21 protein-coding genes and 1 pseudogene are annotated in these 25,642 nt (G+C 70.0%); 8 read left to right on the top strand and 14 right to left on the bottom strand.

What is annotated here, in order from left to right:
* Nucleotides 1-16: 16 nt before the first annotated feature.
* The 3 genes from LUX31_RS31380 to LUX31_RS31370 all read right to left on the bottom strand — a co-directional run bounded on the left by LUX31_RS31380 (nt 17) and on the right by LUX31_RS31370 (nt 2,761).
* On the bottom strand, nt 17-1,039 hold the full coding sequence (locus LUX31_RS31380) for a zinc-dependent alcohol dehydrogenase (RefSeq protein ID WP_235478674.1): 1,023 nt from the start codon (nt 1,037-1,039) through the stop codon (nt 17-19).
* Between the two features lie 22 nt (nt 1,040-1,061).
* Nucleotides 1,062-1,967 carry a universal stress protein gene (locus tag LUX31_RS31375; protein ID WP_235478673.1) on the bottom strand — a complete coding sequence of 302 codons (906 nt, stop codon included), beginning with the start codon at nt 1,965-1,967 and terminating at the stop codon, nt 1,062-1,064.
* 164 nt (nt 1,968-2,131) lie between these two features.
* Nucleotides 2,132-2,761: a DoxX family membrane protein gene (locus LUX31_RS31370; protein WP_235480127.1), complete on the bottom strand. Its 630-nt coding sequence runs from the start codon at nt 2,759-2,761 to the stop codon at nt 2,132-2,134.
* 200 nt (nt 2,762-2,961) lie between these two features.
* Between LUX31_RS31370 and LUX31_RS31365 the strand changes: the two are divergent.
* A pseudogene (locus LUX31_RS31365) lies at nt 2,962-3,406 on the top strand (STAS domain-containing protein); the annotation flags it as partial.
* On the opposite strand, the gene pflA reads toward LUX31_RS31365, so the two are convergent.
* The 4 genes from pflA to LUX31_RS31345 all read right to left on the bottom strand — a co-directional run bounded on the left by pflA (nt 3,406) and on the right by LUX31_RS31345 (nt 8,350).
* Complete coding sequence (gene pflA, locus LUX31_RS31360) at nt 3,406-4,152, bottom strand: pyruvate formate-lyase-activating protein (RefSeq protein ID WP_235478672.1); 747 nt, start codon at nt 4,150-4,152, stop codon at nt 3,406-3,408. The pseudogene LUX31_RS31365 and the gene pflA sit on opposite strands and share 1 nt — an antisense overlap.
* A complete protein-coding gene (gene pflB / locus LUX31_RS31355) occupies nt 4,149-6,407 on the bottom strand; it encodes a formate C-acetyltransferase (RefSeq protein WP_235478671.1) in 2,259 nt (752 codons plus the stop codon). The genes pflA and pflB overlap by 4 nt, the downstream gene beginning before the upstream one ends.
* A gap of 150 nt (nt 6,408-6,557) precedes the next feature.
* Complete coding sequence (locus LUX31_RS31350; RefSeq protein WP_235478670.1) at nt 6,558-7,388, bottom strand: universal stress protein; 831 nt, start codon at nt 7,386-7,388, stop codon at nt 6,558-6,560.
* 53 nt (nt 7,389-7,441) lie between these two features.
* A complete protein-coding gene (locus LUX31_RS31345; RefSeq protein ID WP_235478669.1) occupies nt 7,442-8,350 on the bottom strand; it encodes a universal stress protein in 909 nt (302 codons plus the stop codon).
* A 219-nt stretch (nt 8,351-8,569) separates the two neighbouring features.
* On the opposite strand from LUX31_RS31345, the gene LUX31_RS31340 reads away from it, so the two are divergent.
* On the top strand, nt 8,570-9,982 hold the full coding sequence (locus LUX31_RS31340; RefSeq protein ID WP_235478668.1) for an AlbA family DNA-binding domain-containing protein: 1,413 nt from the start codon (nt 8,570-8,572) through the stop codon (nt 9,980-9,982).
* A gap of 50 nt (nt 9,983-10,032) precedes the next feature.
* Here the strand turns inward: LUX31_RS31340 and LUX31_RS31335 are convergent, their stop codons facing one another.
* Complete coding sequence (locus tag LUX31_RS31335) at nt 10,033-10,236, bottom strand: hypothetical protein (RefSeq protein ID WP_235478667.1); 204 nt, start codon at nt 10,234-10,236, stop codon at nt 10,033-10,035.
* Nucleotides 10,237-10,438: 202 nt separating this feature from the next.
* On the opposite strand from LUX31_RS31335, the gene LUX31_RS31330 reads away from it, so the two are divergent.
* Nucleotides 10,439-10,903, top strand: coding sequence for a cyclic nucleotide-binding domain-containing protein (locus LUX31_RS31330; RefSeq protein ID WP_235478666.1), 465 nt, complete (start codon nt 10,439-10,441; stop codon nt 10,901-10,903).
* A gap of 47 nt (nt 10,904-10,950) precedes the next feature.
* Nucleotides 10,951-11,655 (top strand): CBS domain-containing protein, encoded by a 705-nt coding sequence (locus LUX31_RS31325; RefSeq protein ID WP_235478665.1) that lies wholly within the window; start codon nt 10,951-10,953, stop codon nt 11,653-11,655.
* A 451-nt stretch (nt 11,656-12,106) separates the two neighbouring features.
* Here LUX31_RS31325 and LUX31_RS31320 read toward each other — a convergent pair whose 3' ends face one another.
* Nucleotides 12,107-14,425, bottom strand: coding sequence for a SpoIIE family protein phosphatase (locus LUX31_RS31320; RefSeq protein ID WP_268828221.1), 2,319 nt, complete (start codon nt 14,423-14,425; stop codon nt 12,107-12,109).
* A gap of 1,200 nt (nt 14,426-15,625) precedes the next feature.
* Complete coding sequence (locus tag LUX31_RS31315) at nt 15,626-15,850, bottom strand: hypothetical protein (protein ID WP_235478664.1); 225 nt, start codon at nt 15,848-15,850, stop codon at nt 15,626-15,628.
* Between the two features lie 1,150 nt (nt 15,851-17,000).
* On the opposite strand from LUX31_RS31315, the gene LUX31_RS31310 reads away from it, so the two are divergent.
* Nucleotides 17,001-17,330: a hypothetical protein gene (locus tag LUX31_RS31310; RefSeq protein WP_235478663.1), complete on the top strand. Its 330-nt coding sequence runs from the start codon at nt 17,001-17,003 to the stop codon at nt 17,328-17,330.
* 470 nt (nt 17,331-17,800) lie between these two features.
* Nucleotides 17,801-19,201 (top strand): ATP-binding protein, encoded by a 1,401-nt coding sequence (locus tag LUX31_RS31305; protein ID WP_235478662.1) that lies wholly within the window; start codon nt 17,801-17,803, stop codon nt 19,199-19,201.
* Between the two features lie 210 nt (nt 19,202-19,411).
* On the opposite strand, the gene LUX31_RS31300 is transcribed toward LUX31_RS31305, so the two are convergent.
* On the bottom strand, nt 19,412-20,452 hold the full coding sequence (locus tag LUX31_RS31300) for an LPXTG cell wall anchor domain-containing protein (protein WP_235478661.1): 1,041 nt from the start codon (nt 20,450-20,452) through the stop codon (nt 19,412-19,414).
* A gap of 156 nt (nt 20,453-20,608) precedes the next feature.
* On the opposite strand from LUX31_RS31300, the gene LUX31_RS31295 reads away from it, so the two are divergent.
* Complete coding sequence (locus tag LUX31_RS31295; protein ID WP_235478660.1) at nt 20,609-21,892, top strand: hypothetical protein; 1,284 nt, start codon at nt 20,609-20,611, stop codon at nt 21,890-21,892.
* Nucleotides 21,893-22,166: 274 nt separating this feature from the next.
* Here the strand turns inward: LUX31_RS31295 and LUX31_RS31290 are convergent, their stop codons facing one another.
* The gene (locus tag LUX31_RS31290) at nt 22,167-22,577 is read right to left on the bottom strand and encodes a hypothetical protein (RefSeq protein ID WP_235478659.1); all 411 of its coding nucleotides are present in this window, start codon (nt 22,575-22,577) and stop codon (nt 22,167-22,169) included.
* A 655-nt stretch (nt 22,578-23,232) separates the two neighbouring features.
* Between LUX31_RS31290 and LUX31_RS31285 the strand changes: the two genes are divergently transcribed.
* The gene (locus LUX31_RS31285) at nt 23,233-23,985 is read left to right on the top strand and encodes a DUF4142 domain-containing protein (RefSeq protein ID WP_235478658.1); all 753 of its coding nucleotides are present in this window, start codon (nt 23,233-23,235) and stop codon (nt 23,983-23,985) included.
* Nucleotides 23,986-24,138: 153 nt separating this feature from the next.
* Here LUX31_RS31285 and LUX31_RS31280 read toward each other — a convergent pair whose 3' ends face one another.
* Both LUX31_RS31280 and LUX31_RS31275 read right to left on the bottom strand, forming a co-directional pair.
* Nucleotides 24,139-24,810, bottom strand: a complete 672-nt coding sequence (locus LUX31_RS31280) for a hypothetical protein (RefSeq protein WP_235478657.1) — start codon at nt 24,808-24,810, stop codon at nt 24,139-24,141.
* Between the two features lie 310 nt (nt 24,811-25,120).
* Entirely contained in the window at nt 25,121-25,624 is a 504-nt protein-coding gene (locus LUX31_RS31275) for a MarR family winged helix-turn-helix transcriptional regulator (RefSeq protein WP_443046082.1), read from the bottom strand.
* Nucleotides 25,625-25,642 lie beyond the last annotated feature (18 nt).

Here is a 25,642-nt window from a genome sequence, read left to right as displayed (position 1 = left end):
GGCCTGGTCATCCTCGTCACTTCCCCGCGCCCAGATCGAAGACGATGCGGGCCTTGACCGAGCCGCGCAGGACGTCCTCCATGGACTCGTTGACGGTCGCGAGGGAACGCGTCTCGTAGATGACCCTGGTGCGGCCGGCCGCGTGCAGCTGGAAGACCTCCGCGAGGTCCTGCCGGGTACCGACGATCGACCCGATGACCGAGGTGCCGCGCAGGACGGTGTCGAAGATCGGGACCTGGATCGTGCCGTGCGCCGGAAGAGCCACCATGACGAGCTTTCCGCCGCGCCGCAGCCCGGAGTTGACGGACGCGAACGCCGCCTCGTTCACCGCGAGCGCGATGGCCGCGTGCGCCCCGCCGTGCTGCTGGAGCACCGCGCCGACGTCCTCCTTGCGGGCGTCGATCACGATGTCCGCGCCGAGTTCCGCCGCGAGCCGGAGCTTCTCGTCGCTGACGTCGATCGCCGCCACGGTCGCCCCGGCGATCTTCGCGTACTGCACGGCCAGGTGACCGAGCCCGCCGACACCGGAGACGGCGACCAGCTGCGAGGGCCTGACCTCCGCGACCTTGAGCGCCTTGTACGTGGTGACGCCGGCGCAGGTCAGCGGGGCGGCCTCCAGGGCGCTGATTCCGTCGGGCACCGGCTGGGCGAAGTCGGCCCAGGCGAGCATCTTCTCGGCGTACCCGCCGTCGCACCCGTACCCGGTGTTGATCTGCTGCTCGCACAGCGTCTCCCAACCGGACAGGCAGTGCTCGCACCGCCCGCACGCCTTCCCCAGCCAGGGCACGGCGACCCGCTGCCCGACGGAGAGGTGGGTGACGCCGTCACCGAGCTTCTCGACGAGGCCGACGCCCTCGTGGCCGGGCACGAACGGCGGGTTCGGCTTGACCGGCCAGTCGCCGTGGGCGGCGTGGATGTCGGTGTGGCACAGCCCGGAGGCCTCCACACGGACCCGGACCTGGCCGGGGCCCGGCTCGGGGTCGGGGCGTTCCTCGATGACCAGGGGCTCACCGAACGCCCGTACGACCGCTGCCTTCATGATGTCTGCTCCTCGGGGTGGGTCAGCCGTGCGCGACGACGGCGACGGGGGCGGTGGCGTGATGCAGGACGGAGTGGGTGACGGGGCCGATGTGCACGCCGAAGGGGTTGCGGCGGATGCGGCGGCCCACGACGACGAGGGATGCCTCGTGGGAGGCGTCGACCAGGTGGTTGGCGGCCTGGCCGAAGCGGGACTCCTCGGTGGCCACGACGGCGGGGAACTTCTGCCGCCACGGGCGCATGACCTCGGCCAGGGCGTCGGCCTGCTGCCGGCTCAGCTCGTTGTGGAGTTCGAGGTCGGCGGAGAGGCCGTAGGCGTAGTAGGGCGGCGGGTTCCAGCCGTGGACGACCCGCAGGGAGGTGTGGCGTCGGGCGGCCTCGGCGAAGGCGAACTCGATGACGGAGTCGTCGGGGCTGTCGGTGTCCAGGCCGAGGACGACGGGCCGGAAGGGAGCGGCGGCGGACGGAATGCCCGCCGGGTCCAACTCGTGCTCGTCGGCGGCCTGTTCGCCGGCCCGGACCAGGACCACGGGCTGGGTGGCGTGCGCCACGACGCTCATGGCGACGGAGCCGACCATGAATCCGCCGATCCCGCTCAGGCCGCGGGAGCCCAGGACGAGCAGTTCGGTGTCCTGCGGCAGCCGCGAGAGGACCTCGGCGGCCCCGCCGGGAATCTGTTCCGCGATGATCTCGACCCCGGGGTGGCGCAGCCGCAGCCCCTCGGCGGACTCGCGGGGAATCCGTTCGCTCCAGTGCTGCTGTGTCTCGGCGCCGAGGAGCGGGGCCTGCGCCATGGGCGCCGGGGCCGGCTCCCAGACGTGGACGATCTTCAGCGGCAGTCCGCGCAGTGCGGCTTCACGGGCCGCCCATTCGGCGGCGGCGCGGCTTTCGGACGAGCCGTCGAGGCCGACGGTGACAGTGCGCGACATGATCTCTACCTCCTGAATCGGGGAACCCGATTCCAGCGTCGTTTCAAGGGAGTGCGAGGGACAGGGGTCGCAGGTCCCCGGCTGGGGCCGACCGGCCCCAGCCGGGGACCTGCGGGCGGCACGGAGCGGCGGGGCCCTTCCAGGCCCCGCCGTCCCTCCCGCGGTCAGTGCAGCCAGCGGTTGCGGCTGACGAACGGGAGCTTGGTCCACTGCTTGCCGAGGCCCCAGGTGACGCCAGCACCGGCCGCCGCGAGGGCGATGAGGACGACGGCGTAAATGAGGTGGTAGTCGGTGAACGGGTTGGTCGACATGCTCAGCGACCCGTCGGACAGGTGCTTGGCCGGCGGCCATTCGGCGATCCACATCAGCGCCATCATCACGGTGCCCGCGACGGCGGCAAGCCGCAGCGCGATGCCGCTGACCAGGGCGAGGCCGATGCCGAGCAGGCCGAGCATGAACAGCCAGTTCGCCCAGGTGTCCCCGGCCCAGGAGTGGAACGTGGACTCCATCGGCCCGACGGCCACGTTGCCCAGGAAGCCCTGGGTGGGTGAGCCGCCGTCGATCCAGCCCTTGCCGGACTGAGTGGCATACCCGAAGCCGAAGGTCTTGTCGAGGAAGGCCCACAGGAAGACGAACCCGGTGAGCAGGCGCAGGGAGGCGAGGACGTAGGCCTGCGCGGTGTGCGTGTCGGTGCGTGCCGACACGGCGGACTCGGAGGCGGAGGCGGTCCGGTTCCTGCGCAGGGACGGCAGGTGGAAGCCCGGGCGCCGGTGAGGGTGCTCGTGCACGGCCATGGTGGTGATCCCTTCGGGGACGGTCGGGGCGGTGCCTGACACCACTTACTCTCGTGGCACGGAGGGCGCGTCGCCCGATGCCGAAGGTCCGGGACCAGAGGGCTGAACGGCCCCATTCCGAGGGCCTGTTGGGCGGCGGGACGCGGGCCCGGATGTCCCTCGGAACGGCCCGGCTCCTCGCGGTTCCCCGCCCGTCCATGCTGCTGACCCGGGTCGCGCGCCCGCACGACGCGGTCGAGGGCGCGGTGCCCGGCATGCACGACGTGGACGACTGCCCGCAGGCCCGGACGATCCCCGGGATTGGTGGTCTACCGCTACGACTCGCCCCTCTTCTTCGCCAACGCGGAGGACTTCCGCCACCGGGCCCTGGCCGCCGTCGACGAAGTCGGCGAACAGGAAGGCCCGGTCCGCTGGTTCGTCCTCAACGCCGAGGCCAACGTGGAGGTCGACATCAGCGCCCTGGATGCCGTCGACTCGCTGCGTGGCGAACTGACCGACCGGGGCGTCGTCTTCGCCCTCGCCCGCGTGAAGCAGGACCTGCGGGGCGAGCTGGACGCGTACGGCCTGGCGGAGTCCGTCGGCACCGGCCTGATCTCCCGGACACTGTCGACCGCCGTGGCCGCGTACAACGAGTGGGGCCGCGCTCAGTGGGCCGCAACACCCTGTTCCCTGAACTGCTCCCGCACCCGTTCGGTCAGCGCGGGATCGGGGGCGGGGGTGTCGCGCAGCGGGAAGGGGATGCCGAGGGCCTCGTACTTCGCGGCGCCCAGCTTGTGGAACGGCAGGACGTCCACCCGGTCGACGTGTCCCAGGCCGGCGACGAACCGGGCGAGGCCGTCGACGGTTTCCGGGTCGTCGGTCCAGCCGGGGACCAGGACGTAGCGGATCCACATCGGGACGCCGAGCCGGTCGAGGCGGGTGGCGAAGGACAGGGTGGGGGCAAGCCGGCCGCCGGTCAGTTTCCGGTAGGTGGTGACGTCGAAGGCCTTGATGTCGAGCAGGACCAGGTCGGTGTCGGCGAGGAGTCCGTCGGTGGCGCGGGAGCCCAGGAACCCCGAGGTGTCCAGGGCGGTGTGCAGCCCGGCTTCCTTGCAGCGGCGCAGGATCTCGCCGGTGAAGGCGGACTGGAGCAGCGGTTCACCGCCGGTGAGCGTCACCCCTCCCCCGGCCGTGGTGAGGAAGGCGCGGTACTTCTCGATCTCCGCCATCACCTCGTCGACGGTCGTCTCCTTGCCGTCGCGCATGTGCCAGGTGTCGGGGTTGGCGCAGTACAGGCAGCGCAGTGGGCAGCCACTGACGAACAGGACGAACCGGGTCCCGGGGCCGTCCACGCCGGTGGACAAGTCCCAGGAGTGGATCCGGCCCGTCACCGGCCTGGTCGCGGTGTTCACAACGCTCCGTGGAAGGTGCGGCTGATCACGTCGAGCTGTTGCTCACGGGTCAGGCGGACGAAGTTGACGGCGTAGCCGGAGACCCGGATGGTCAACTCCGGGTATTTCTCCGGGTGTTCCATCGCGTCTTCGAGCGTCGCCCGGTCGAGGACGTTGACGTTCATGTGGAAGCCGCCCGAGGCGGTGTAGGCGTCGAGGATGCCGACCAGGTTGCCGGCGCGCTCCGCGGGCACGTGTCCCAGCCCCTCCGGGGTGATGGTCGTGGTCAGTGAGATGCCGTCGCGGGCCTGCTCGTACGGGAGTTTGGCGACCGACAGCGCGGAGGCGGCGACGCCGTGCCGGTCGCGGCCGTTCATGGGGTTGGCGCCGGGGGCGAAGGGCTGTCCGGCCCGGCGCCCGTCGGGGGTGTTGCCGGTGTGCTTGCCGTAGACGACGTTCGAGGTGATCGTCAGCACCGACTGGGTGTGCTCGGCGTCCCGGTAGGCGGGGTGCTCGCGCACCTTCGCCATGAAGGCCCCGACCAAGCCGACGGCGATGCTGTCGGCGCGGTCGTCGTTGTTGCCGTAGGCCGGGAAGTCGCCCTCGGTGCGGAAGTCGACGGCGAGGCCGTCGGCGTCGCGGAAGACCTTCACCCGCGCGTACTTGACGGCGGACAGGCTGTCGGCGGCGACGGAGAGTCCGGCGATGCCGCAGGCCATGAAGCGGTGCACCGGGTGGTCGTGCAGGGCCATCTCGATGCGCTCGTAGGCGTACTTGTCGTGCATGTAGTGGATGACGTTGAGTGTGTTGACGTAGGTGCGGGCAAGCCAGTCGAGGACGTGGTCGTAGGCCGCCGACAACTGGTCGTAGTCCAGGTACTCGCCGGTCAGCGCGGGCGCCTCGGGAGCGATCTGCTCGCCGGTCATCTCGTCCCGGCCGCCGTTGACCGCGTACAGGAGCGCCTTGGCGAGATTGACCCGGGCGCCGAAGAACTGCATCTGCTTGCCGACCGCCATAGCGGAGACACAGCAGGCGATCGCGGTGTCGTCGCCCGTGCACGGCCGCGTCAGCTCGTCGGACTCGTACTGGACCGCGCTGGTGTCGATGGACACCTGGGCGCAGAACTCCTTGAAACCGGAGGGGAGCCGGGGCGACCACAGCACGGTCAGGTTGGGTTCCGGGGCGGGGCCGAGGTTGTAGAGCGTCTGCAGGAAGCGGAAGGAGGTACGGGTGACCAGCGGGCGCCCGTCGCTTCCGATGCCGCCGATGGACTCGGTCACCCAGGTCGGGTCGCCGGAGAAGAGGGCGTCGTACTCGGGGGTGCGCAGGAACCGGACGATCCGCAGCTTGATCACGAAGTCGTCGATCAGTTCCTGGGCGCGGGACTCGTCGATGATCCCCTCGTCGAGATCCCGTTGGAGGTAGACGTCCAGGAAGGTGGAGGTGCGGCCCAGTGACATCGCGGCGCCGTTCTGCTCCTTCACCGCGGCTAGATAGCCGAGGTAGAGCCACTGCACCGCCTCGTGGGCGGTGGTCGCGGGCCGGGTGACGTCACAGCCGTAGGTGGCCGCCATCTCCGTCAGCTCGCCCAACGCCCTTATCTGCTCGGCGAGTTCCTCACGGTCGCGGATGACGTGCTCGGTCGACTGGCTGCCGTCCAGCAGGGCCTTCTCGGCACGCTTGGCCGCCGTCAGCCGGTCGGTGCCGTACAGCGCGACGCGCCGGTAGTCGCCGATGATCCGGCCCCGGCCGTAGGCGTCCGGCAGGCCGGTGATGATCCCGGCCCTTCGGGCGGCCTTCATCTCGGCGGTGTAGGCGTCGAACACACCGTCGTTGTGGGTCTTGCGGTAGGTCCCGAAGACGCGCGTGACGAAGGGGTCAGGCTCGTACCCGTACGCCCTCAGCCCACTTTCGACCATTCGCAGGCCGCCGTTCGGCATGATCGCCCGCTTCAGCGGGGCGTCGGTCTGCAGGCCGACGATCAGCTCCCGCTCACGGTCGATGTATCCGGGCGCGTGCGAGGTGATCGTCGACGGAGTCGCGGTGTCCACGTCGAGGACGCCCCGGCGTCGTTCTTCCGGGAACAGGGCGCTGACCGCCTCCCACACGGCTCGGGTGCGGTCCGTGGGACCGGCCAGAAAGGCGGAATCGCCCTCGTACGGCGTGTAGTTGGCCTGGATGAAGTCGCGCACGTCGATCCGCTCGCGCCAGGCCGTGCCGGCGAAGCCACGCCAGGCCTCGGGCGCCCGGGTTCCGGCCGTCGTCGTTGCTGTCATCGCCGGTTCTCTCCCTCACTTCGCACGGGAATGCCTTGCTTTCGATACTCGTGAGGCGCGACGGCCGCCGGGAGGGCCAGGCAGCGCACCCCAACCTCGCCGTCCGTCCCTGCCCGTGGGGCCGTTCGGCCCATGCCGGCGTGCATCTGTTCACGTGGGGGAGGGCGTGGTGCTCTCCTGCCCGGCGGTAACCACCAGCACCGGGCAGTGGGCCCGATTCAGCAACGTGCGGGTCCCTGAACCGAGGTGGCGTCCATGGCCGCCCGGACCAGGTCGGCAGCCGATGACGACGAGGTCGGCCGTACGGGTGGCCTCCAGCAGGGCCTGCGTCGAAGCGGGGCCGGCGTCCTGGGTCTCCCTGTGGACGCGCGGGTACCGCTCGCCCTGTCCCACCAGCACATCGCCGGCCGGGACGACGTGTGACGCGGAGGCTTCGCTTCGGCGGCGCGGCACCGGCGCCGAAGCCGGGTACCGATGCGCCGGGGCCCGGATGATGCGCAGCTCCGCGCTGCGAAGACCCGCTTCGTGGATGGCGTACGCGGCCGGGTCGGCGTCGTCCTCGGCGTCGAGGACAAGCAGTACCTCGTTGTGCAGGTGCGGCGGGGAGTCGCCGCGTACGACCAGCAGCGGGCCGTGCGCGTGCGTGGCCAGGCGCCGGCTCACCGAGCCGAACACCGTACCCGCGAGTCCGACGGGGCTCCGGCGGGCGACGACGGTCAGCGCGGCCTCACGTCCGCGTTCCGCCAGCACAGCCGCCGGGTGCCCCTCGGCGGGGAGGGTGACGACCGGCAGGCCCGGATGGCGGTGGGCCACCCGGGAGGCGGCAGACGCCAGCACCGGCCAGGCCTCGTCGAGGTCGGGCACGGCGTACACGATCTCCAGAGTGGTGGTGCGCAGGGCCGCCTCGTCGGCGGCCAGATCCAGTGCTCGTACAGCGACGACGGAGCCGTCCACACCGACGACGACGTGGCGCGTGGTCATGACTCCTCCTTCCCTGGCGCCGCCGGTGCCCGGAGCACTCTCACGGCGCGGGTTCAGTCGTGTGGGACGACGGCCACGGGGCATCCGACGTGGTGCAGTACCGCGTGGGTGACGGCGCCGATGTGCGGGCCGAGGCGGCTGTCCCGTGGCCTGCGCCCCACCACGACGAGGGAGGCTCCGGCCGACGCCCGCACCAGCGCGGTCACGGCCCGTCCCTCGGAGACGGCCTCGGTCACCCGGACCTCGGGATACTTCTCGCTCCACGGGCGCAGCACCGCGACCACGGTGTGTTCCTGGGCGGCGAGCAGCTCGGGGCCGGTGGGCGGGACCGGGCCGCCGTCGGCGACGTGGAAGGGCGGGGCGCTGAAGGCGTGGATCACGTGCAGCGCGGCGCTGCGGCGCCGGGCGGACGTGAAGGCGAAGTCGATCAGTTCGTCGCAGGGGTGCCGGGTGTCCAGCCCCAGGACGACATCGCGGTACGGGGTCTCAGGGATCTCGTCCGGCGCGACACCGTCCGAAACCGACAGGTGTTCATCGGCGGAGGAATCGCCCGCCCGTACGAGCACGACCGGGCGGGCGGACCTGGCGATGACCCGTTGGGACACCGAGCCGGTCATGAATCCCGCGACGCCGCCGAGACCACGGGACCCGAGCACGAGCAGTTCCGCCTCCTCGGCCTCCGTGAGAAGGGCGTCCACCGCGGAGTCGCGCACCAGCCGCTCGACGATCCGCAGCCCGGGGTGCGCGGCGCGGATACCGCCCAGCGCCGTGTCCAGGGTCTCCTCGGCCCAGCTCCGCTCGCTCCGGTCCGCGGGTACGAAGGGTGCGGGATGCGGGTGCAGCGTCCAGGCGTGCACGAGGTTGAGTGCAACGCCGCGACGCACCGCCTCACGGGCCGCCCAGTGCGCGGCGGCGAGACTCTCGGCGGATCCGTCGATTCCCGTGGTGATGTGCCGAAGCATGGTGGGCTCCTCCTGTGGCTGCCGGGCCTACTCGGCCTGCCCGGTCTCCTGCCGAGCCTCGTGCAGGGACACCCACGCGACCAGGGGCCGCCCAGCCCCTTCGAGGGACCCTTCGGCCCAACGCCTGCCGGTCATGCGCCGAAGCCCACCCGCCGGCCGCAGCTCATCGGCCGCAAAAACGTGAAGCACTGTTCCCGGCCCTGCCGCTATCGTGCCGACATGTCGTACTACCGCCGCCTGGCCACACTGCTCGGCGCAGACCCCGCCCAGGCCACGGCCGACGACGTGCGGAAGTTGCTGAACAACCCCCTCGCCGCCGAGGGCCAGGACCTCGACCACAAGCTCGAACCGCACGCCAATGGCACGGAGGGCGGAGGCGAACTGGCCAAGGACATCGCCGCGTTCGCGAACTCCACCGGCGGGGTCCTCATCCTCGGGCTCCAGGACGACCGGAAGACCTCGATCCCCGTCCACGCGTCCCCGATCCAGCTCACCGACGGACTGCGCCGCCGCTACAACGAGACCCTGGCCTCACGGACGGCGCCGATCCTCGACGTCGACATCCACTTCGCCAAGGAGACGCACACGCCCGACGGCCAGGTACCGCTGGGCTTCGCCCTGGTGATGGTGCCGCCCAGCCCACGCTCCCCGCACGCCGTACTGGGCCTCACCGATCTCCGGGACGGCTGCCTGCGATTCCCCGTGCGGTCCGGTTCGCGCACCCGGTTCATGAATCCGACCGAGGTGGAGACGGCCTTCCTCGACAAACAGAACCGCCACGCACAGCGTGAACTGCGCCACGACCAGCTGCTGGACGCCATCGAGGAGCAGAAGGGCTTCAGCCCCGTCCGTACGTCGGCACCGGTGCCGGCCAAACCGGATCTCACCGTCACCCTGGTGCCGCACGCTCCCGGAACGGTGCCCTGGGACAGGTCGGCCTTCGAGCGCTACCAGCGTCAACTCCGCACGGAGACCACCCTGCTGGAGGAGCCGCACACCACGTTCAACGAGGTGGAGCCTGTGGCGGACGGCTTCGTCGCACGCCAGGACCCGGGCTCCCCCCGCCAGGTGATCGCCGTCTTCACGGACGACGGCAGTGCCGGTGTGGCGTATCCGCTGTCGCCCCAAGCAGACCGCGTTTGGTACGGCGACAACGAGGAAGTGGCAGGCAGTCAACGGCCGTTGACGCTCAGCACGGGTGAGCTGACCGAGGTGGTGGTGTCGGCGCTCGGCCTGCTGGGCCGACACGCGGTGGACCGTGCGGGTGTCCTTGGCGGGTGCGCGATCCGCATCACCCTGACCGGCCCCCCGCCCGAGGGCCTCGCAGGTACCGTCTCCCGGGCGCCTGTGCCAGTCCGGCTGACGTCGGGCAGCAGGCCGGCCGGGTATGCCTCGGCCGAGATCGGCGCCTTCGTGGAGGACTTTCCCCAGCCGGGACCGGCCCTGTTCCGGGCCACCGACCTGCTGCTGACGCGGCTGGGACGCCGGTTCGGTCAGATCGAGTCGGTGTACACCACCCGCGAGGGTGACCTGGTGAGTGACAAGAGGACGCCGCACTTCCCCGGCGCCCTGTACCGGTGGGCGGAGCGGCAGGGCATTGCCGTGCAGGATCACAGCACTCGCCGGCCCTGAAGTACGCGGGCGGCGATTCCCGCCGGCACGGCGTCGCGTTGTCCTCCAGCTCAGTGATGCACCGGAGTCCGGCCGGACCGGTGGGCGAGGTCTGTCGCCCGCGTGCCCGGCGGCCGGCCGTGCGCGGCGCGTCGGCGCAGCATCCGCAACGCCAGCGCGTCGAGCATGGCACTGACCACGAAGGTCACCGCCGTGGCGATCACCAGGAGGACGGCGAACAGCCTCCAGAAGTCCGGCGTCAGTGTCGTACCCACGGTGCCCACTCCCTTCCAGCGAGTTGCCTCACGTGCGTCACGTCTTCATCGAACATCGGGGCAGGCGGCGGCACAGGGCGCCGAAGGGCTCTCGTGCGGTGCCGGGTGGCCAGGCCGTGGGGCCGGGTGGCCCATGGTTCGCGCCGGAGTACGGGCGCACGCTGGACATGGCAGGTGAGTACGCCCGTCCTGGAGGCCCGTCATGAACGCTTCGCCCACCCCCAGCATGCTGCGGGCGCTGCCCGCCGAGCACCGGCACCGGTTGATGCGTATCGCCCGTGAGGTGTCGTTCCCGCAGGGATTCCGCCTCTTCGAGGAGGGCGGACGCGCCGACCGGTTCTGGATCATCCGCACCGGCACGATCGACCTCGACATGCGTGTCCCCGGCCGCCGGGCCGCCGTCATCGAGAGCCTCGGACACAACGAACTCGTCGGCTGGTCCTGGCTGTTCACACCGCACGCCTGGCACCTGGGCGCAGAGACCACGACGCCTGTACGGGCGTACGAGTTCGACGCCGTCGCCGTTCGCGCGATGTGCCAGGACGACCCCGCTCTGGGCCACGCGGTCGCCCAGTGGGTGGGCGACATCCTCGCCCACCGGCTGCGCTCGGCCCGCACCCGGCTGCTGGACCTGTACGCCCCGTACGGCAGCGGCAGCACCCTGTGACCACACCAAATCCGGCACGGCCGATCCGACACGACCCAGGAGCCATCATGCACGGCACGCCGCACATCGTGAGCGATGTCATGACCCACACGGTCACCGCCGTCGGCCGCGAGGCAGGCTTCAAGGAGGTCGTGCGGACGATGCAGGACTGGAAAGTCAGCGCCCTGCCCGTGCTGGAGGGCGAGGGCCGCGTCGTCGGCGTCGTCTCCGAGGCCGACCTCCTGCCCAAGGAGGAGTTCCGCGACAGCGACCCGGACCGGTACACCCAACTGCGGCGCCTGCCCGACCTCACCAAGGCCGGCGCGGTGACCGCCGGTGAGCTGATGACCGCTCCCGCCCTCACCACCCACCCGAACGCGACACTCGCCCAAGCCGCACGGACCATGGCCCGAGCCAAGATCAAACGGCTTCCCGTGGTCAACGACCTGGGCATGCTGGAAGGCATCGTCAGCCGCGCCGATCTGCTGAAGGTGTTCCTCCGGGACGACGAGGAGATCGCGGAGGATGTCCGCAGGGAGGTCGTGTCGTACCTCTTCCCCACACCCGCGTCGAGTGTCCGGACAGAGGTCCGGGACGGAGTCGTGAAGCTCGGAGGGTACATCCGGGACACATCCTTGGTCCCCGTGGCCGCGCGCCTGGCGCGGGCCGTCGAAGGCGTTGTGGACGTGGAGTTCGAGCTTGCCGAGCACGGCGGTTACCCGGAATCGACGACCGTGGCAGCGGGAGGTGCGGGGAGCGCCTTGCAGAGATAACGCCGACGCTGTTCGACCACAGAGTCGGGCGCCGGAGTGTCGTACTCCATGCCGTAGGCCAGGTGCGGCACCGGAGGCCATGCGTACGTGGGCGTCACCAGTTCCGGGGATCGAGCGAACAGTGACGCGGCTCCTGGTCAGCGGTAGCCGGCGATCAGGTCGTCTACGGCTCGCCGAAGGCGTACCGGCCACCTGCGTGCGGCCTGGCGGCAAGCGTCCCGCGCCTGTTCAGCAGCGTGATGCCAGCTCGTGACGGACACGGGTGTGTGATCGCCGAGAGCGCGGAGCCGGCCGTCGTAGGGGCATTCCGGCGCGTAGCCTTCGAGGCGCCCGTGGTGCCCCAGGCACTACCTCGGCCGGCAGCGAGGTGAACATCCGCACCGTCGCGTACCGGTCGAGCAACTGCCGGCGCCAGGCCGAGTCCGCTACGGGATGCAGAGCTTCTTGCCGGTCACAGTCGGAGGGTGAACCAGGTGGTCTTCCCGCGTTCGTCCGGGCGGACGCCCCAGCCGGCGGCGAGGGTTTCGACGAGGATGAGGCCACGTCCGGACTCCTCGTCGTGCGCGGCCAGCCGTGGCTGGGGCAGGTGCGGACTGAGGTCGCTGATCTCGACGGCGAGTTCGGTGACAGTGCGACGCAGGTGGAGGACGAGGGGGCCCTGCGCGTGCTGGACGGCGTTGGTGAGGATCTCGGAGACCAGCAGTCTCGCGTCGCCGGTCTGTTGGAGGCAGTCCCAGGCGGCGAGGGTCTCGCTTACGAAGGTGCGGCCCGCGGGCACCGAGGAGGCGGTGGCCGGCAGTTCTGTACGGGCGGTGTCCAGCGGGGCGGCGGGGAGCTGGGCCAGCAGCAGGGTGACGTCGTCGTCGTGGCCCTCGGCGTCGGGCAGCAGCGCGGCAAGGATGCGATCGGCGGCAGCGTCGAGGCCGTCGGTTTGGGTGAACGCGTCGTCAAGGGCTGTGGTGAGCTTGTCGATCTCGTCCTCGATGTCGCTGTCGGGGGTTTCGACCAGGCCGTCGGTGTACAGCACGAGGGTGGCTCCGGGCGGGATGTCCGCCCTGGACTGCTGGTAGAGGATGCCGCCGACGCCAAGGGGCGCGTTCACCGGCGCGAGAAGCCTGCGCGCGCCGTCGCCGGGGGTGGCGACGAGGGTGGGCAGGTGGCCGGCCGAGCACAGGGTGACGGATCCGGCGTCCGAGGCGATGACCAGGTAGCAGCAGGTGACCAACTGGTCGGGGACATTCAGGTCGGCGACGACCGCGTCCAGAGCCTGCATGAGCTGGCGGGGCTGCATGCCGGTCTTGGCCAGGGCATGGGCGGCTGAGCGCAACTGGCCCATGACGGACGCCGCTTCCAGGCCCCGGCCCATCACGTCGCCGATGAGGACGCCGACCCGGCCAGCGCCGAGCGGGACCAGGTCGAACCAGTCGCCGCCCACGCCGGCGCCCTGGGTGGCGGGCCGGTAGCGGCTGGCAGCTGCCAGGCCGGGGATGGAGGGGGGAGTACCCATGAGGCTGCGCTGCAGGGTGAGGGCGATGTGCTTCTGCTGCCTGTACAACTCGGTGAGTTCGGCCTCGGCACGCTTGCGGTCGCTGATGTCGCGGATGATGGCGCAGGCGCCGATCACTGTTCCGGTGATGTCCCGGGTCGGCCACAGGGTGACGTCGACGTCGAGTGCGGCACCGCTGCTGGTGACGCGCAGGGTTTCGAAGTGCTCGATCTTCTCGCCCTGCCGCAGTCGCTCCAGCAGCATGACGACCTCGTCCTTGCACTCCGGCGACGCCAGCATCGACACGTGCCGTCCGATGGCGTCCTCGGCCGAGTAGCCGTACATCCGCTGCGCGGCGGCGTTCCAGTACGTGATGCGGCCGTCGAGAGTCTTGGCGAGGATCGCGTCCTGGGACGACTCGACCAGGGCGGCGAGTTCATTGATACGGGCTTCGGCGGCCTTGCGCTCGCTGACATCGCGTACGGCGGCGGAGACGAGGAGTCCGTCGGCAGTCTCCAGCGGGCTGAGGCTGATCTCGACGGGGAACTCGGTCCCGTCCTTGCGCAGTCCGTGCAGTTCCAGCCCCGCTCCCATGGGCCGCACCTGCCGGGTGGCGGCGTATCCGTCGCGGTGCCGGCCGTGGTTGGCCTGGAACCGGCCGGGCACCAGCAACTCCACCGGACGGCCGAGGAGTTCATCCCGTCGGTAGCCGAAGAGAACCTCGGTCTGAGCGTTGACGAGCCTGATGATCCCGGTGTCGTCCACGATGACCATCGCGTCCGGGGCCGCCTCCAGCAGGGCCCGGAACCTTTCCTCGGCAGCCTTGCGTTCACTGACGTCGCGTACGGCGGCGGAGACGAGGAGTCCGTCGGCAGTCTCCAGCGGGCTGAGGCTGATCTCGACGGGGAACTCGGTCCCGTCCTTGCGCAGTCCGTGCAGTTCCAGCCCCGCTCCCATGGGCCGCACCTGCCGGGTGGCGGCGTATCCGTCGCGGTGCGAGGCGTGATGGGCGTGGAACCGGCCGGGGATGAGGATCTCGACGGGGTGGCCGAGAAGCTCTTCACGCCGGTAGCCGAAGAGAGCCTCGGTCTGGGCGTTGACGAGCCTGATGATCCCGGTGTCGTCCACGATGACCATCGCGTCCGGGGCCGCTTCCAGCAGCCCCCGGAACCGGTCCTCGGCCGCTCCGGGCTCGCTCTCGCGGCCCGGGGTGTCGCGCGGGCGGCGAGCCTCCTGGGCAGCTCCCGCCTTGTCGGTCGACCCTGACGTGATCGTGTCGCTCATGGCGGCCCCAACTGACTGGCAGGTTGCGGTCAATCGAGCCATCCCAGCGCATCCCGGCCATACCCGCCCCGGTCTGCCGCTTACTGGCCCCGAGACGTCCGTACTCGCCAGCTTGCGACCGGACACCACTCCTCTCTGGCGAAAATCCAGAGAAACAATGCGATACCCCAGGCCGAAACACCGCATTGATACAGGAGTTGGGGGCAGGGAAGTGTCCGCCCATGGTGAGCCGGACGGTCGAATGGAACTACCCGACGCCCACTTCCGGCCGAAGGAGCTGCGGCGAAAGGCGGCGCCCTTCTCCCCGAGGAAGACCGGCCCGTCGGGCCCTTTGCCTGCGAACAGCTCCATGTGAATATGAGGGGCGGGCCTCGGCCTCGTCGAGTTCCTGCGAAAGCGTGGAACGCGGCCGAAGGTGCACGTCGCCCCTGGTCCGGTGGAAGTTGGTCTCGGCCGTGCCGAGGTCCACCGCTTCGTGCCGCAACCGCGGCAGGGGCGGACTCCCGTCCCTGTAGACCCGGCGCACCACCAGCCGGCGGCCTGCGGTGGCACGCCACCACCGGCGCCGGACAGTGTCCCTGGTCAGTGCGGCGCAGACGCGCTCACTCACGATGCTGCCGAGCACCTCGATGCGCCGGCCCCGCCGATTGTGGTGCAACAGTCGGGATTCGCGGCCGGAGTCGGTGTCCCGGTACTCGATGGTCGCCGTCGCCGACCGGTGTAGTCCGCGGTGAGCCGCCGCACCGTCCACCGGGTGTCAAAGGTCGGCATCGACTGTCCCCCTTCCTGAGTCGTGATTCTCCCTATGTCCAGAACCGACGGCAGACAAGCTGACTGTGCGTCAAATTAGGTGAGGGTAAGTCGAGTTGGGCGAGGATGGCCGAGGCCACGCCGGTCGCGTCGCCCAGGGCCGACCGGGCCCGGAACGCGCGTTGCGTGTAGGCGCGGGCCTCGGAAAGGTCACCTGTCGCTGTGGCGTCCTCGGCGCCGGCCTGGGCGGCGTAGGAATCGGCCCAGGCGTCGCGGTGGTCGCGGCATCAGCGGCCCGTCGTGGTCGCGACCGCCGTGCCTGCGGCGACCGCGAGACCGGCGTACGGCAGTTGCCGTGGCACCTTCGCAGGCGCGGCTCGACCCTCGGGGAGTGTCGGAACGGAAGCGACGCCTTGCAGCCGCAGACACGCGTCAGGGTTCTACCCGCCGTCAGTTGGTGAAGAGCAGCCCGTGAAGAATGCCGACGACCGCTGTGATGACGAACCCGCCGACAGCCAACCCGATGAACGCCCCGACGAGGTTCGAGGAGTCGGATGCGAAGGCGCGGAGGGGCTGGCTGAACGGCTTGGTGGTACCCGATCCGGTGTATCCCTCGTGTCCGTAGCCACCGCCGTCACAACCGCCGTCGCGTCCTGAATCGTGTCCGTAGCTCATGAATACACGCCTCCCCGGCGGATCCGACGCTTCGTCAAACCTACCGTTCAGGCCCTCAAGTCACTCCAGACAGAATGATTCAACTGGCCCTTACTGGCGGGGTCGGGGTCGCCTGTTCAACTGCCGCCAGCTCCCCGTGGAACCCGCCCTGCCGACGACCGTGTGTGGTCGCCAGCGTGAATAATCCCCGGCATGGACCAGGGACTTACGGCCGTCACTGGGTGCAACGGTAGGCGTTCTCGGCACGGTTGCGGCGTCGGCGATCTCCAGTGGTTCGACTCGGCGCCAGTTGGAGGTGCAGGCCAAGGTCGAGCACTCCCAGTGGCGCAGACAACTGCGGCGAGACGCGTACAGCGCCTTCCTGGCCCCGGCCAACGAGTCGCGCAGTGCTCTGGAGATGGCTGCACGAGCGCTGGTAGGCGATGTCCCAGACGTGGCGGAGGCTGATCGGCGGCTCCAGACCGCGCAAGATCAGTTGGTTCTGGTGCAGGCAGCTTGGGCCGGACTCGCAGTCGAGGGACCCGAGTCGGTGGAGCAGGCCGCCCGCAACGTCCACCAGGGGCTCCACTCGATGCATACGATTCTTCTCGCCTGGCGCAAACTCCTCGGGTGCCCCGGATCGCAACGTCAACTTCGTTGAGCGTCACGCCGTCGAGGTGACCATGGTCTCCGAGCGCCTCGGCAGTTTCACGTCGGCGGCGCGGGCCGCCTCGGACGATGCAGACCTTCCGGCAGGCAGGCGCAGTTGAGGGTTCGGCGCAGACCGCGGCAGAAGAATGGTGAGGTCGCATGTTGAAGTGTCTGAAGCCGAGGGTGCTGTCCTTGTTGCGACGGCAGGGAACGTGTTCCTCAGCGACCCAGAGCAAAAGGCTTGACCTGCGAAGACGCCCTACGCGTTCCCGAAACCAAGGAGTGGCGTTCCCAAGACCAACCGAGACAAGCCGCTGACCTGCGGCTTAGCAATTATCCGCAAGCCCCATCCATCCGCAGCCCGGTGAACGTCTCCACCCACACCCGCTCGGCCCTCAACACCCCAGCCATACACCGGAGATGCCCAGTTCACGGCCTTGCACAACACCCTTTAGTGCGGAATATGCAGTATGGGCCGATGGCCCTGTCGCCGGGGCCGACTTTCCGTCACCATGTCTTCATGACAACACGTGTGTGGGGACGCGCCGGATGGACGGTGTTCGGTGCCACGGTGGCGGGGATAGCGGCATACATGGTCAGTGTGGGCTGGAACCAGGCGAGCCTGATCGCGGGCGTCGTGGGGTTCTTCGTTGCTGTCGCCGGTCTGGCGCTGGCCGTGGCGACTCATTCGCCTGCCCGTGGCCGCTTTATAAGGGTGGTCGGTGTGAAAGCCGACGGAGCCTTGAAGGCAGGGGTTGAGGGGGTCCCCGGAGAGCCCGCCGAAATCTCCGTGAAGCGCACAAAGATCGGGGGGAGCGTTCGCATGCAGATTTCGGGCCCGCTGCCGTGACGGGGTACACGGTCTCGACGAGCACGAGCGGTGAGTCATTACGCGGCCCGGCTGACACCGGGAGCAGGGAAAAGCCGAACAATCGCCAAGGTTCTGATTCCGGCACGGGCGAGAGCGAGGTCCCGCCGGAGATCCACGTCAAGGACGTTGACGGGAACGGCGAAGTGCTGGGAGACGGTGGAGAGCGTGGTGGCCGGAGCGAGGCCGGGCGCGTAGGCGGTGTCCGGGACTGGCCGCGGCGGTCGTTTCGGTTGTTCGGGCCGCCCGAGAAGTACTGTCTGTCGGTAAGCGGGAAGGTCACCGTTGGCCGTGATCTTCATCAGGTGGTTGGGGACACGTACAACACATATGTCACGGTGTGGGATCGGGACCGGTCGATGTACACGCTGGATGAACTGCGGACTGATCCGCCTCCGGGGCCAGCCCAGGCCCGGCGGCGTCCCGCGACGCTGCTGGGGGGCCGGGGCAGGGTGACCTCCTTTGTGGGCCGGGACGAAGAACTGGGGTGTCTCGAAGAGTGGTACGAGGACTCCGGGGACCGGGCGGTGCTGCTGGTGCACGGTGGGGGCGGGCAGGGCAAGACCCGGCTGGTGTGGCACTTCGCCGAGACCATCCGTGGTAAGCGCGGGGAGCAGGTGCTGGTGCTGGAGGCCCGTTCCGTCACGAGGGCCACGGTGCGCAGGCCGGCGGGGGACGAGGGCCGAGGCGATGAGGAAGGCGCCGTGCCGTCCGAGGTCCTGCTGGTGGTTGACGAGGCCGATCTGTGGCCGACGGGCAAGCTGGAGCACTTCTTCGATTTCGACCACGGGGATTTCCGGTGGTCCAAGGACGTCCGGGTGCGGGTGCTGCTGACAGCACGATCCGCAGGGACGTGGTGGAGGGGGATGTGCGGTGAACTCGGCAGACGCGGCATCAACTGCCGGTCGCTGGAGCTGAAACCGCTGGGCCCGGCCGGTGCCCGGGAACTAGCACAGGCCGCATACCGTGACCTGGCCCAGAGAATGGAGGGGCCCGCAGGCGAGGCTCTTTCGCCGGATGCGGTGAACCGGCTCGTAGGTGCTCCGGCGGTGAGCGTGGAGCTGATGGCACTGGGCAGTTTGCTCGTCGCTGATCCGGAGCAGGCCCCTGCGGAGGTGCGGGATGCGGTCAAGCTGCTCCTGGAACAGGAGATGCGGTACTGGGCGGGCATGTACGGCAAGGGGGAGGCGGACGCGGGTGAGGATCCGTACCGCATCCACCTGAACCAGGTCTTCATGGCTCGGGTGGTCTATGTCGCCACTTTGGCAGGCCCGCTGGGCCACGATGTGTCCCAGCAGATGCTGGAACGTGCGGGCGTCGGCTGCCAGGTGGGGACACAGCAGGCCGTGGTCGATCACGCGAGGTGCTACCCGCCGCCGGATCTTGACCACTGTCTCGCGCCGCTGGCCGCGTGCGTGGCGGAGGAGTTCCTGGGAATGTTCGTCCCTGGTGGGTCTGAGGAGATGTTCATACCTGCGGACGGGTGGGCCGCCGGTGCTCCGTTCCACATGCTGGGCCTGCTGTCCCCTGAGGAACGCGAGGCCGAAGAGCATAACCGGCAGACGAGCTGGGAGGCCGGGGAGGAAGTCCTGGCTGCACAGCAGCCGTACTCGAAGGAGCACACCTTCGGGCTGGTGCGGGATACCCCTGCTGTCCTGCGTCTGGTGCGGGCAGCCGCCGTATGGCCCCACCTCGCCGACCGGCAGCTCTATCCACTGGCCCGCCGCTATCCCAAGGCGGTGGTCATGGCGGGGCACGCCGCCCTCAGCGAGCTGCGCGAGATCGACCCCGCGCCCCCAAAGGACGTACTGGAACTCCTTGACCGGGTTGCCAAAGAGTGCGGACACCGCTGACACGGCCGCCTCGCTCGCGAGGGGATGGCACCTCATAGCCGACTGCGCTGCGACGGGGGCTACGGGCGAGAGGCATCCGAGCGGTTGGTCTCGGCGGTCCCTCTGCGGGGATGCGGGGCGCCCGGGCGGTTCGCTGTCCGCCGGAGCAGTACGGCGAGGGGGCCGCACCCGCGGTCGGCGGGCGTGACCCCCTTCGGGCTGGGACGGCGGTCAGGCGGCGACGCCGGTGCTGCCGGTCTTGCGGCGGCGGACCAGGAAGACGGCGCCGGTACCGACGGCGACCGCGGCGCCGCCCGCGAGGGCGATGACCGGGAGCATGGAGCCGGCGCCGGTGTCGGCGAGGTTGCCCTGCGGGTCGATCGGCGTGTTGCCGGACGGCTTGTTCGGCAGGGGGTCGCTGCCGCCCTGCGGCTCGGAGTCGTCGACGTCGCCGGGCTCGGTTCCGGCCGCGAGGATGTCGAACTCGTAGTAGCTGGCGTCGCCGGAGTAGACGCAGTTGCCCTCGTCATCGGCGTACATGCCGATGCTGATGGCGAAGCCGAGGCCGGAGGGGGCGTTCTTGTCCACGGCCAGGCGCAGGCCGATGGAGAAGGACTCCTTGGCCTTGATGTCGGTGTAGCCGAGGTAGCCGGCGCCCTCGTCGCTTTCGTCGAGGGAGATGTCGGTCCACTGCCCCGTGGCCGGGTCCTTGTACTGCAGGGTGAGGTAGCCGGTGTCGATGAAGAAGTCGTCCTCGTCGACCTGGGCGGCGAAGACGCCGAGGTCGACGCGCTGGTAGCTGTGGCTGCCGGTGTTCTTGACGTCGAGCTTGAAGCCGTGGAAGCCGCTGCCCGCGACGATCTTCGACGGCAGGCCGGACAGGCCGGTGTGGAGATCCTCGTCGACCTGCAGGTCCTCGTCGACCTCGCACTCCACCGGGCCCGGCGCGGCCGTGGCCGTCGCGGAGGCCGAAGCGGAGACGGAGGCGGAGGGAGAGGCGGACGGGGAGGCCGAGGCGGTGGGCGTGGCCGGCTCGGAGGTCTCCGGGGCGGTCTCTTCCTCGGTCGGCGTGGCCCCCTCGGTCGGGGTCGCGTCGTCGGTGGCCGGCGCGGTGTCGTCCTGCGCGGGCGTCGGTTCCTCCTCGGTCACGGTCGTCTCGCCGGCCGTCGGCGTCGGGTCGTCCGTCGCGTACGCGGCAGGGGCCGCGAGCAGGACAGCCGGGGCTATCGCAGCCGTCGCGGCGGCGAGGGCCAGGGAACGACGAAGCTTCATGCGAACCTCAGAGACAGGAGTGACCGATGTGTTCGCAGACTTGACCCGCATCGAACACAAAAGGTTGCCCGACATCTCACAACTTCTTTACGTGACCTGTTCCACGGCGTGAGTGGGGTCCCCCGCGGTGGTTGCGGATTCACGCATAATCCACGCGTGTCCGAAACTCCCGTCCCCATACCCTCCGGCTCCGTTCCGGCGAGTACGCCCGCCTGGTCGTCCACCGACGCTGCCCGATGGACCCAGGCCGGCCCGGCGTCCTGGGCCCGGCCCGTATGGTCCGTGCCGGCGCTGCTGATCACTGTCGTATGGGCGATCGCGGTGGAACCGGTGCCACGGTGCAGCGATGCGGCTCCCTGCGGCCCGGACTGGAGCGGCATGGTGCAAGTGGGCCTGGCCATAGGCCTGTTGTACTGGCTCGCCCGGCTTCCGGAACTCACGCTGATCGCGGCACCCACTCTGGCGGCCATGGTGGCATGGGGTGAGGTGCCGGACGCCGGGCGGATGTCCCAGGTCGCGAACGGCGCCGTGATCGGGGCTCTTGCCTTCGGCTGGACCGCGGCCCGCGAGCGGCTGGCCGCCCGGTCCAGACAGCGGCGGATCGCGCAACAGGCTGCCGGAGTGCGGCACCGCCTGTCGGAGCCCGTAGGCCCGCTCACGCGCGGATGGCTCCCGCTCGCCGCCGGCCTGGTCCTGGGTGCGCTGGCAGCCGGTGCGGTCGTGTCGGGGCTGAACGGCATCCGCGCGGACGAGCACCGCGCGGCCCTCGCCGTACACATCACGGCGAAGGTGACCGGCCGCGACGACGAGACGGTGCGGGTCCGCACCGACGAGGGACGGCACATCACCGTCGGCGCGCTCTACCCCGAGGACTACGGCGTCGGCATCACGGTGACCGTACTGGAGGACAGCTCGTGGCGGCGCCTGGCGGCCGAGCCGTACGACGCCTTCGGCCCGCAGCTGCTGGCCCTGGCCGCCGGACTGCCCGCCCTGTCCCTGCTCACGGTGGGCGTCCTCGCCCGCCGCCGTACTGTGGCGCTGAGTCGCGCACCGATGCCGGTCCTGCGCGCGCTCAACCTCACCGACCACGAAGGCCGTATCTGGGTCTACGCGGCGGACGACACGGCCGGCCGCACCCCGCTCTTCACCTGCCTGTGCACGGCGCCGCTCCCCGACAGCGACGAACCGGCGAACCACACCGGACACGCTGGCGCTGGCAAGGAGGAACTCCCCTTCGTAGACACGCGGTTGCACGAAGCGGTCGTGCTCGGCGCCCCGTACGACAGCGGCGAACTCGCCCTCATCACGACAGACCGGGCAGGGCATCCGATCACGATCCGCAGTGCCGGCCTGGTGCGGATCCCCCGGACCGGCAGGAAACCCCTCCTGGACGCCCCCGCCGCCACGGACACCGGCTCCGACAGCCCGCATCCGCGGTAGCGGGCCCGTACGGAACGCGTCGCCGCAAACCCCGACGCCCACCGGCCGCCCTCTGCTCCGGCGGGCTACCGGCCTTGTGGCCCGAACCGCCGGACGACAACAACGCGTACGTGCACCGTCGAGTCGTCCGGCGTAGCGCCCCGCGCGCGTGCGGCCGATCGTTGCGGCGTACACGTCCTCCGTTTGCCGGTAGGTGGTGGGTGGTGGGTGGTGGGAAAACCTTCCTCGCGCGCGAGGATCAGCGCCGATGACTACGGCGCTGATCCATGTCCGATCAGGCGACATCGCACTTCTCAAGCGGAGTTGTCCTCTCCCGCAGCCCGCCCTCGGCGTCCCTCCGAAACTCGAAGGAGTAGCAACGATGGGCCCGGGAGTACGAGACGCCGAACATGCTGGTGTCCTCGTACTCCGCGAAGAAGCGGACGGTGATGGTCAGCGAACCGCCCGATCGCGCGTAGGAGTAGGAGATGAGCCTGCCGTCGTGCCGTTCGGTGATGCCGCGCACGGCTTCCCGGCAGGGATGGTCGTCCGGGGCCTTCGCCAGCACGTCATGCGCGTACGACCGGGCCTGAGTGACCGTCCTGCGCAGGGCCGCTTTCTTGTTGCGGTCATTCGCACTTTCCTGGCGGTGGTGCATGGCCATGAGGACCGAGGCCGTGAGCAGCACCGCGAGGGTCGGGGCCATGATGGCGACGAGGCACCCTGGGGATGGCATCGTGACGCGGTCCGGCCACGCCACAGTGGCGCGATCGGACATACCCCTGCTCACTGATCCTCTGATGTGACAGCTGCGGTGGGGCCGATGGTCATGAACGCCTGGGCGTAAGCACTGGTACCGGCCTGGTTCGGGTGGTAGCTCTCACGACTGAGGCAGGTCTGATCCCGTGAACCACCAGCAGAGCTGGGTGGTTGTCGTCGCCATGGCGGAAGCCATCGTCGTCGTTCGGCCCTGCCACGATCCCGTTGATTCCTTCCGCCGGCTCGCGCCGCTTCTCCTCAAAGTACTGGGCTGGTCCATGTCGTTGAGGATGACGCGCTTCCCGTCCGAGTATCGCTCACGGCGACGTCGATATCAGCGTGCATCGAGACCTCCGACGGGCATCCCTCCATGACGCACGCCTGGATCTTGTTGCCGAGGTGCCGTCCCGCCACGTTCTCGCAGGTGGAAGCGATCCACGCCGTATCGCTCGACCACTCATTTCAAGCACACTGCAAAATTTACCCAGAGCAATGATTCTTTCGCCGCCGTCATCCGTACCCCCTGGAGACCCAGCCGTTCCAACGGGTCCGGTGCACCACGTCGGACCCGCCGGTGCGGCCACCCGCTGCCAGGAGCTGCCATGCCTCGTACGTGGAACATCGGAACGATCTTCGTGGGCGGCGGTCTGCTGCTGACCCTCGCCGCGCTCGCCTACCCCGCCATGCTGGGCATCGAGAACACGGCCACGAACTCGGAACGGATCATCGCCAACACGTCGTCCGGTCCTTTGACGGAGGCCGACCGGGACTTCGTCATCAAGGTCCGCTCCGCCGGACTCTGGGAGTACCCGCTGGGTGAGATGGTCATGGAACGCGGTACGACGCCGGAGATGAAGGAGGCCGGCGAGCACCTGATCGTCGGGCACGCCGGACTCGACGAGATGTGCCGCAAGATCGCCCCCGAACTGGGCATCACCCTCAACAACCAGGCGAGCCCCCAACAGCAGCAGTTCGTGGCGACCGTCGACTCGGCCACCGGCAGGGAGTTCGACTCCACCGCTGTCACCATCATGCGCGTCACCCACGGCCAGATCTTCCCGACCATCGCCAAGATCCGCGCCACTACGCGCAACACCCTGGTGCGTCAACTGGCCGATCTCGCCAACGACACCGTGCTCGACCACATCACCGTGCTGGAGAAGACCGGGCTGGTCAACCACGACCAGGTCAACTACCAGCAGACGAACCCCCCGAAACTCCCCAAGGAGCAGGTCACCCCGCCCGTCCCCCAGCCGGGATCCCCGATCGTCGTTCTGAAGCCGCGCCCGGACCTGGACGTACAGACCACCGCCCCGACGGCCAGCCCGACAGCCGCCGCGTCGACGTCGGAGTGACGCGCAGCCGCCGGTTCACTCAGGTCCGCCTCGCGATGTCCGCGCCGGTCACACCTGCTGACCTGCTCTTCTGCTGGGGGACCGAGGGGCCCACGGTGGCAGCCGCCGATGTCTCAGCCCCCGGGAAGACGCAGCACCGCCCCGGCCTCGTCCTCAACCGGCGGAAGGACGAGGCCGGTTGCCGGTCGGCGCGGGGGCGGGGCTCAGCCGGAAGGAACGTACGACCGCGACCGCGCACCCGACGACCAGTGCGCACGCCAGGGCGACGACGCCGGTCAGGAGGCCGTGCCCGGCCTCGGGAGCCACGCCCCGGGGCGGAACCCTGCCCTCGGGGTCGTACACGATCGTCAGCGCGTCCCCGGGCCGGGTCGAGGCCCGACAGCCCCGCCAGATCCTCGTGCCGAGAGGGACGCCCTCGGGGCCGGTCACCGAGCACAGGTAGCGGCCGTCCCGGATGCCGGCGCCCGGCCCGCCGTCGACCGAGGTCACCACCACGGACTGCACACGGCCCCGCTGTTCCAGCACCAGTCCCACGGCGGCCTGGGGCGTCAGCAGAGCCAGGCACGCCCCGAGCACCGTGACGATCCCGACGAGCGCCCGCCCGGCCCCGGTCACGAGCAGGTACACACCCAGCGCGACGGCCACGACCAGCCCGGCCTCCCCACTGGCCAGGGCGGGCCGCCCGGTCCACACCCCCGCCACCCCCACGCCGATGATCGCGCCTGCGGTCAGGATCCCCGCGAACAGCCCCTCGGCGAGAAGCCGTCGCGGGGGCAGGCCGACGAACTCTGCGGGCCCCCACACGGTTGTCCTCAGGTGGGACATCAGAGGCATCATTCCCGCTTCCGCCGCGGGCGGTCGTCGGCGCGGTTTCGGCATCCGCTTCTCCACCCCCGGGTCGTCCGTTGTCCGCGAGTCGCGGCGCCCTCATGGTGGTGCCCGGCCCAGCGGCCCGCGCCGCCTTCAGCTGGACATCCTGGAGCGGCGTATGTTGCCGGGATCCGGCAGCCGGGGCCCGGACATCATCCCCGCCGCCACTCTTCACGACTCCCTTGCGTTATGCAAAACCCGTCAAAGGTGACACAGGGCGGTCCAACGAATCGCGGGCAGCGGACAGCGGACGGGGCGCGGGGCCTCAGGCCCCGCGCCCCACCGTCGTGTCCACCCAGCCCAGCGGATACAGCTCCGCGTCGTCCGCCGCCGGGGCCGGCGGCTCTCCGCCCGCCTCGTTGAACGCGGTCAGCGCAGCGACGAGTGCCCCTCGCTGCTCCGGACCGAGCCGCTCGACGATCGCCGCGATCTCGGCCCGACGACGGGCGGTGACGTCCTCGACGGTGCGCCGCCCCTCGTCCGTGAGCTGGAGCATGGTCTCGCGGCGGTTGTCCGGGTTGACCTGACGGTCGGCGAGCCCGGCCGCGATCAGGCGGTCGACCATGCGCATGGCGGTGGACGGCGCCACCTGGAGCAGATCCGCGAGGACGACCAGTTTGGTGGCACCACGGGTGGACAGCACCACCAGCATGCGGAACTGAGGGAGCGTCACCCCTTCCTCGACCGCGGCCAGGGAGCGTGCCGAGACCGCCACCAGCAACCGCGACGCGGTCAGCACCGCACGAGTGACCGCATCGACATCGTCCATGCCCCTCAGAGGGGTCTT

It is taken from the genome of Streptomyces sp. GQFP (genome assembly GCF_021545335.1).
Lineage (GTDB): Bacteria > Actinomycetota > Actinomycetes > Streptomycetales > Streptomycetaceae > Streptomyces.
The sequence above is the reverse complement of the archived record's forward strand: the minus strand, read 5'-3'. Positions and strand labels throughout refer to the sequence as shown.

Excerpts from the sequence above, each read along its gene's own strand:
- LUX31_RS31380 (WP_235478674.1), bottom strand. The coding sequence starts at position 1,039 with ATGAAGGCAGCGGTCGTACGGGCGTTCGGTGAGCCCCTGGTCATCGAG.
- LUX31_RS31375 (WP_235478673.1), bottom strand. The coding sequence starts at position 1,967 with ATGTCGCGCACTGTCACCGTCGGCCTCGACGGCTCGTCCGAAAGCCGC.
- LUX31_RS31370 (WP_235480127.1), bottom strand. The coding sequence starts at position 2,761 with ATGGCCGTGCACGAGCACCCTCACCGGCGCCCGGGCTTCCACCTGCCG.
- pflB (WP_235478671.1), bottom strand. The coding sequence starts at position 6,407 with ATGACAGCAACGACGACGGCCGGAACCCGGGCGCCCGAGGCCTGGCGT.
- LUX31_RS31350 (WP_235478670.1), bottom strand. The coding sequence starts at position 7,388 with ATGACCACGCGCCACGTCGTCGTCGGTGTGGACGGCTCCGTCGTCGCT.
- LUX31_RS31345 (WP_235478669.1), bottom strand. The coding sequence starts at position 8,350 with ATGCTTCGGCACATCACCACGGGAATCGACGGATCCGCCGAGAGTCTC.
- LUX31_RS31340 (WP_235478668.1), top strand. The coding sequence starts at position 8,570 with ATGTCGTACTACCGCCGCCTGGCCACACTGCTCGGCGCAGACCCCGCC.
- LUX31_RS31330 (WP_235478666.1), top strand. The coding sequence starts at position 10,439 with ATGAACGCTTCGCCCACCCCCAGCATGCTGCGGGCGCTGCCCGCCGAG.
- LUX31_RS31325 (WP_235478665.1), top strand. The coding sequence starts at position 10,951 with ATGCACGGCACGCCGCACATCGTGAGCGATGTCATGACCCACACGGTC.
- LUX31_RS31320 (WP_268828221.1), bottom strand. The coding sequence starts at position 14,425 with ATGAGCGACACGATCACGTCAGGGTCGACCGACAAGGCGGGAGCTGCC.
- LUX31_RS31315 (WP_235478664.1), bottom strand. The coding sequence starts at position 15,850 with ATGAGCTACGGACACGATTCAGGACGCGACGGCGGTTGTGACGGCGGT.
- LUX31_RS31310 (WP_235478663.1), top strand. The coding sequence starts at position 17,001 with ATGACAACACGTGTGTGGGGACGCGCCGGATGGACGGTGTTCGGTGCC.
- LUX31_RS31300 (WP_235478661.1), bottom strand. The coding sequence starts at position 20,452 with ATGAAGCTTCGTCGTTCCCTGGCCCTCGCCGCCGCGACGGCTGCGATA.
- LUX31_RS31290 (WP_235478659.1), bottom strand. The coding sequence starts at position 22,577 with ATGGCCCCGACCCTCGCGGTGCTGCTCACGGCCTCGGTCCTCATGGCC.
- LUX31_RS31285 (WP_235478658.1), top strand. The coding sequence starts at position 23,233 with ATGCCTCGTACGTGGAACATCGGAACGATCTTCGTGGGCGGCGGTCTG.
- LUX31_RS31280 (WP_235478657.1), bottom strand. The coding sequence starts at position 24,810 with ATGTCCCACCTGAGGACAACCGTGTGGGGGCCCGCAGAGTTCGTCGGC.
- LUX31_RS31275 (WP_443046082.1), bottom strand. The coding sequence starts at position 25,624 with ATGGACGATGTCGATGCGGTCACTCGTGCGGTGCTGACCGCGTCGCGG.